Genomic DNA, 5888 nt, shown 5'->3' on the forward strand with positions numbered 1-5888 from the left:
GGTGGCCGGCTTCGGCTCGGGACTCGTGAGCCCCGCGCTCCAGGCCACCGTCGCGGACACGATCGGCCGCGAGCGCAGCGGTGGGAAGCCGCTCGCCGTCTTCCAAATGGTCTCCGACGTCGGAAGCATCGTGGGCCCTCTCCTCGCGGGCCTGCTCGCCGACGGCGTGGGGTACGGCTGGGCGTTCGGCGTCTCGGGAGCCTGCCTGCTCGCCGCGATGCCCGCGTGGGCCGCGCGCCGTCGTCCGCTCCCCTGATCGGGCGGGCCGGGGCACACGAGCCGAGCGCGGGACGAACCGCCCGGGGACGGCAGCCCGCTCAGCCGTGCCGGAACACGACGACGGCCGCGAGCCACACGGTCTGGGCGCCGGTCGAGAACGTCGCGTTAGGAGTGGCTCCGGCGCTGGCGAGCTGATCCTCGACCACGAACTCCATATCCGAGGTCGCCGAGACGTTGACGCGCGACGCGAAGCCGGTCCCGGCTCCGAGCGCGTCCCCGAAGCCGGAATCGGCGTAGAAGCCGACCGCGAGTTCATTCGAGGCACCTGCCGCGGTCGTCGCGCCCGAGGCCACGGTCGCGGCCTTTGTGCCGGTCGAGCCCGTCGCGTGGGCCTGGACATCGACCGATCCCGTCCCCGCGGCAGCGGAGAGTCCCGAGTATTCGAGCACGGCGGCCCCGATGTCCGCGGGCGCCGTCGTCGTGGCCGTAACGCTCACCGGGGTCCCTGCTCCCCCGGTGATCGGCGCCGTCCAGACGCTCAGCTCGGTGTGGTCCGAGGCCGTGAAATGAGTGAGCTCGGTGTACGTGTTGCCCGCCGAGTCCGTGACGCCGCTCGTGGTCGGCGCCCCCGTTCCCCACACGCCGACTTCGACGACGAGCCGATCTCCGGCCCGGACTGCCTGTCCGAGCGAGACCGTCGCCGAGGGCGCGCCGGCCACGTGCGTCGAGGACTGCTGGAGGAAGGCGGGCACCACGGCGTTCGACGGCGTGACACTCGCCGAGGGCGCGGAGGCCGGGGACGTCCCGACCGAGTTCGCGGCAGTCACCGTGAACGTGTAGGACGTGCCGTTCGTGAGGCCCGAGACGGTCGCGGTGGTGGGGGCCGGGTTCCCGGTCACCGTCGTGGGGGCGAGGGCGGTTCCCCCCGCCCACGGCGTCACCGAGTAGGACGTGATCGGGGCTCCGCCGTTGGCTGGCGCGGTCCACCCCACGACGGCGGATCCGTTGCCGGGTGTCGCCGTCACCCCGGTCGGCGCCGCCGGCGCGGTGGGCGTCGGCGCGATGTGGACCGTGGCGGCCATGGACGGGACGCCGCTTGAGTTGACGATGAACAGCATGTAGTCGCCGGGCGGGGCGTAGGCCCCTGACGCGGGCGCCTGGATGCTGAGCGCGCCGGAGCCCGCCGTGAACGTGAGCGGCACGAAGTGCTGGTCCATGTCCGCCTGATGGGTGTCTGCAGCGAAGGAGACGAGGTTGACGGCGGAGATCGACGCCGCGTCGGGCGTGCTGACGTTGAAGGTCGTCCCGTAGTACGCGCCGGCCGGCGCCTGGCTGATCGTCGGCCGGGCGCCACCGGAGAGGTACGACGGCGAATACAGCTGGGCGCTGTACTGGCCGGGGTTGCTGAGCGACTCCTCGTGGCCGCCACCGGCCACGAGCACGGTCCCGTCGGGCTGGAGGACTGCCGTCGAGTGGTAGTTGCGGGCCGTCGCGAGCGAGCCGATGACGCTCCACGCACCCGTGGCCGGGTCCCAGATCTCGGCCGGCAGCACGCCGGCCGTGACCTGGGTCTGGTCCGAGGTGGGCTCCCCGCCCACCGCGAGGACGCGGCCGTCCGCGAGCGTCACGAGCGTGTGGTAGACGCGGGCATAGTTCATGGGCGCGATGGACTTCCACGCTGGCGTCGCTGCCGTGAGGTCAATCGTCGCGGCCCCGGCGACGGCCGTGGTCGTCGCCGTCACGCTCGGCGCGCCGCCGCTGTAGAGGATCTTCCCGGGCCGGTACATGGCCGACGAGCCGTTCGTGAGCCCGCTCGCCCCGACCGGCGTCCACGTCTGGGCCGACGCGTCGAGCCAGTAGGAGACGTCCTCGGACGGGCCGATCGTGAACACGTTGCCGTTGGGCGCGAGGTAGGAGAAGGGGTACTCCTCCTCGTGGACCTGGGACGTGCTGATCTTCGAGAGCGCCGTCCAGGCGTTCGTGGCTGGGTCGTAGAGCTCTGGGGTGTCGGCCCAGGTCGAGGCGCTCGACGAGTTGCCGCTGATCGCGACATACCGGCCGTCCGCGAGTTCCACGAGGTCCGGATACCACCGCGGGTAGTTCATGCTCGCGAGCCGGCTCCAGGACTGGCTCGCCGGGTCGAAGATGTTGACGTCGGTGAGGCCGAGGTTTCCCGTGGTCGACACGCCGTAGCCGCCGGCCACGAGCACGCGGCCGTCGGGGAGCTTGGCGTTGCCGGAGCAGAAGATGCTCGACGGCGCGTTGGTGGTCGTGAACGTCTTGGCCGCGGGGTCGTAGACCGAGGTCGGCTCGGGGGTCGCCCAGCCGTCCCACACGAGCAGCTTGCCGGAGTTGAGGACCACGGAGTGGACCGCCACGATCGGCCAGGTGGTCAGCGGGCCCCATTGGCCGTTGGCCGTGGTGCTGGGCGTGACCGCGGCCGACGGCGACGACGCCGGCCCCGTGCCGACGGCGTTCGTCGCAGTCACCGTGAACGTATACGACGTCCCGTTGACGAGCCCGCTGATCTGCGCCGTCGTCGCCGGCGGCGTTCCGCTCACGGTCGTCGGCTTCTGCGCGACGCCCCCCGAGTATGGCGTGACGGTGTAGGACGTGATCGGGGACCCGCCGTCGGAGGGAGCGGTCCAGGACACCGACGCGCCCGCGTTTCCGGGGCTCGCCGAGACGCCCGTCGGGGCGCCGGGCGCCGTCGCGTTGGCGGAACCCGCGGGGCGGAACACGAGGGTCGCGGCGAGCCACGTGGTGCTTGCTCCGGTCGAGAAGGCCGCGTTCGGCGTGGCCCCCGACCCCACGGCCGCATCCTCGACGGCAAACTCCAGGTCCGGGGTGTTCGAGACGTTCGTCCGGACGGTGAATCCGGTTCCGCCTCCGATCGTGACCCCGAAGCCCGAGTCGGCGTAGAACCCCAGCGCGAGTTCCCCGGCGGCGGTGGTGGCCGGCGTCGCGCCCGACGAGACGGTCCCGGCCGCGGACGTCGTGCCGGTTGCCTGGGCGTTGACGTCGAGCGAGGCGGTCCCGGCCGCAGTCGAGAGCCCCGAGTACTCGAGCACGGCGACGCCCACGTCCGCCGTCGCGGTCGGTTTGACAGTCACGGTCGGCTTGGTGCCCCCGCCAGCGGTGACCGGCGCGGTCCACACGCTCAGCTCCGTGTGCTCCGACGCGACGAAGTGCACGAGCTCGGTGTAGACGTTGCCGGCGGTGTCAGTGACGCTCGACGCGGTGGGAGACGAAAAGCCCCAGATCCCCACCTCGACGATGAGCCGGTTCCCGGCGCCAAGGGTCGAACCCGGCGTGACGGCAAGGGACGCGACGGACCCGTGATGGGCGGAAGCCTCTTGGACGAAGGCAGGCGGGCCGGACGCCGCGTGGGCCGGAACGGCCACGAGGCCGAAGAAGGCCGTGAAGACCACTGTGATGGCGGCAAGGATGGGTGAACGGCGAGCGGGGCGCATCGCTCCTCCTAGTCATGAGGACAGCAATGGAACACCCCGCCCACTTACGGTGCCCCCGCGGCGACCGCCTGTCAAGACCGAAAGGCGCGGCCCCTACGCGAGGATCGCGTCGACGAAGCCCTCGACGTCGAATGGCGCGAGGTCGTCGGGGCCCTCGCCGAGGCCCACGAGCTTGACCGGCACCCCGAGCTGCTTCTGGATCGCGACGACGATTCCACCCTTCGCCGTGCCGTCGAGCTTCGTCAGGACGATGCCCGTGATGTCGACGACCTCGGAGAATACCTTCGCCTGGTTGAGCCCGTTCTGGCCCGTCGTCGCGTCGAGGACGAGGAGCACCTCGTCGACCTCCGCCTGCTTCTCGATGACGCGCTTGACCTTGCCGAGCTCGTCCATGAGGCCCACCTTGTTCTGGAGACGCCCCGCGGTGTCGACCATGACGACGTCGACCTCTTGCTCGATGCCCGCCTTCACCGCCTCGAAGGCGACGGACGCCGGGTCCGCGCCGTCGACGTCGGATTTGACGGTCGGCACGCCCACGCGCGCGCCCCACGTGGCGAGCTGCTGCGCGGCCGCGGCGCGGAACGTGTCCGCCGCGCCCAGAATCACGTCCTTGTCCTCGGCGACGAAGACGCGCGCGAGCTTGCCCACCGTCGTCGTCTTGCCCACGCCGTTGACCCCCACGACGAGGACGACGGCGGGCTTCCCCGCCTTGCGGTCGACGCGGAGTTCGCGGTCGAGCGTCGGGTCGACGAGCTTGACGAGCTCCTCGCGAAGCATCGCGCGCACCTCATCCGGGTTGCGGCTGCCCATGACCTTGACTCGGCTCTTGAGCGTGTCGACGAGCTCGAGGCTCGGCTCGGTGCCGATGTCGGCGAGGAGGAGCGTCTCCTCGACCTCGTCCCACACGTTGTCGTCGATGCGGTCGCTCGCGAGGAGCGCGAGGAGGCCCTTTCCGAAGACGCTGTTGCTCTTGGCGAGACGCTCGCGCAGGCGCTGAAGCCTCCCGGCCACGGGAGCCGGGACCTCGGTCGGGACCGCCTCGACGGACGGCTCCTCGAGGAGCTCCTGCGGGGCCTCGGCCGTCGCGGCCGGAGGTTCCGTCACGGCAACCGGCGCGCCAGACTCGCTGTCGGACCCGGCCTGGGTGGGCGCGATCGTGGGGTCGTTGGCGTCTCGGGTTCCCGTGTAGCGGACGTTCGAACGGCGGCCGCGGACGAACCCGATGATGGTCCCGGCGACCACGAGGACCACGATCACGGCGATGATGATGGGCAGCAGGACGGAGAGGTCTGTCACGGACCTAGCTTCTCACAGGCTCAGGCGCCCTCTCCGGCCGGGACGGCGGCTCGACGCGCTCGAGCTTCTGGCTCACGACCGTCGACACGCCGTCGCCGCGCATCGACACGCCGTAGAGCGCGTCCGCGACCTCCATCGTGCGCTTCTGGTGCGTGATGACGATGAGCTGGCTCGATTCGCGGAGCTCCTCGAAGATCGTGATGAGCCGCCCGAGATTCGTGTCGTCGAGCGCAGCCTCGACCTCGTCCATGACGTAGAACGGCGAGGGCCGCGCCTTGAAGATCGCCACGAGCAGGGCCACTGCCGTGAGCGATCGCTCGCCGCCCGAGAGGAGCGAGAGGCGCTTGATCTTCTTGCCGGCGGGCCGCGCCTCGACCTCGATGCCCGTGGTGAGCATGTCCGCGGGATCCGTCAGCACGAGCCGCCCCTCCCCGCCAGGGAAGAGCCGACCGAAGACTCGCTCGAACTGCGCCGAGGTGTCCGCGAAGGCCTCGGTGAAGACCCGCTGGACGCGCTCGTCGACGTCCTTGATGATCGCGAGCAGATCGCGGCGGCTCGATCTGAGGTCCTCGAGCTGCTCGTTGAGGAAGCGATGGCGCTCCTCGAGGGCCGCGAACTCCTCGAGGGCCAGCGGATTGACCTTCCCAAGCGCCGAGAGGTCCCGCTCGGCCTTCTTGAGCCGCTTCTCCTGCTCGGCCCGCACGAACGGCGCCCCGCCCACGGGCTGGCCGTCGTCGTCGACCTCGACGCGGAGCGCGGCCCACTTGTCCGCGGCGTCGTCAGGCACGGGGACGGGGAGGTGGGGGCCGAACTCGTCGACGAGCTGCTGGGCCGAGAGGCCGAGCTCCTCGACGGCACGGTCCTCGAGGGCCTCGAGCCGCAGCACGAGCTCGGCCCGGG

The 5888-nt window shown here is 71.2% G+C and carries 4 protein-coding genes; 1 reads left to right on the top strand and 3 read right to left on the bottom strand.

Going from position 1 to position 5888, the window contains the following annotated elements; all coding sequences use genetic code 11:
* On the top strand, positions 1-256 hold a 256-nt coding region (locus ACLN58_RS16575; RefSeq protein ID WP_415856354.1), incomplete at its 5' end, for an MFS transporter.
* A 61-nt stretch (positions 257-317) separates the two neighbouring features.
* Here ACLN58_RS16575 and ACLN58_RS16580 read toward each other — a convergent pair.
* The 3 genes from ACLN58_RS16580 to ACLN58_RS16590 all read right to left on the bottom strand — a co-directional run.
* Positions 318-3692 (bottom strand): fibronectin type III domain-containing protein, encoded by a 3375-nt coding sequence (locus tag ACLN58_RS16580; RefSeq protein ID WP_415856355.1) that lies wholly within the window; start codon positions 3690-3692, stop codon positions 318-320.
* A 93-nt stretch (positions 3693-3785) separates the two neighbouring features.
* Positions 3786-4988, bottom strand: coding sequence for a signal recognition particle-docking protein FtsY (ftsY, locus tag ACLN58_RS16585; protein ID WP_415856356.1), 1203 nt, complete (start codon positions 4986-4988; stop codon positions 3786-3788).
* A 4-nt stretch (positions 4989-4992) separates the two neighbouring features.
* A partial coding sequence (locus tag ACLN58_RS16590) for an AAA family ATPase (protein WP_415856357.1) occupies positions 4993-5888 on the bottom strand: 896 nt, incomplete at its 5' end.

It is taken from the genome of Sinomonas sp. G460-2 (assembly GCF_047759905.1).
GTDB lineage: Bacteria > Actinomycetota > Actinomycetes > Actinomycetales > Micrococcaceae > Sinomonas.

Bases quoted from the DNA above. Each gene is read 5' to 3' on its own strand.
- ACLN58_RS16580 (WP_415856355.1), bottom strand. From the start codon at position 3,692: ATGCGCCCCGCTCGCCGTTCACCCATCCTTGCCGCCATCACAGTGGTC.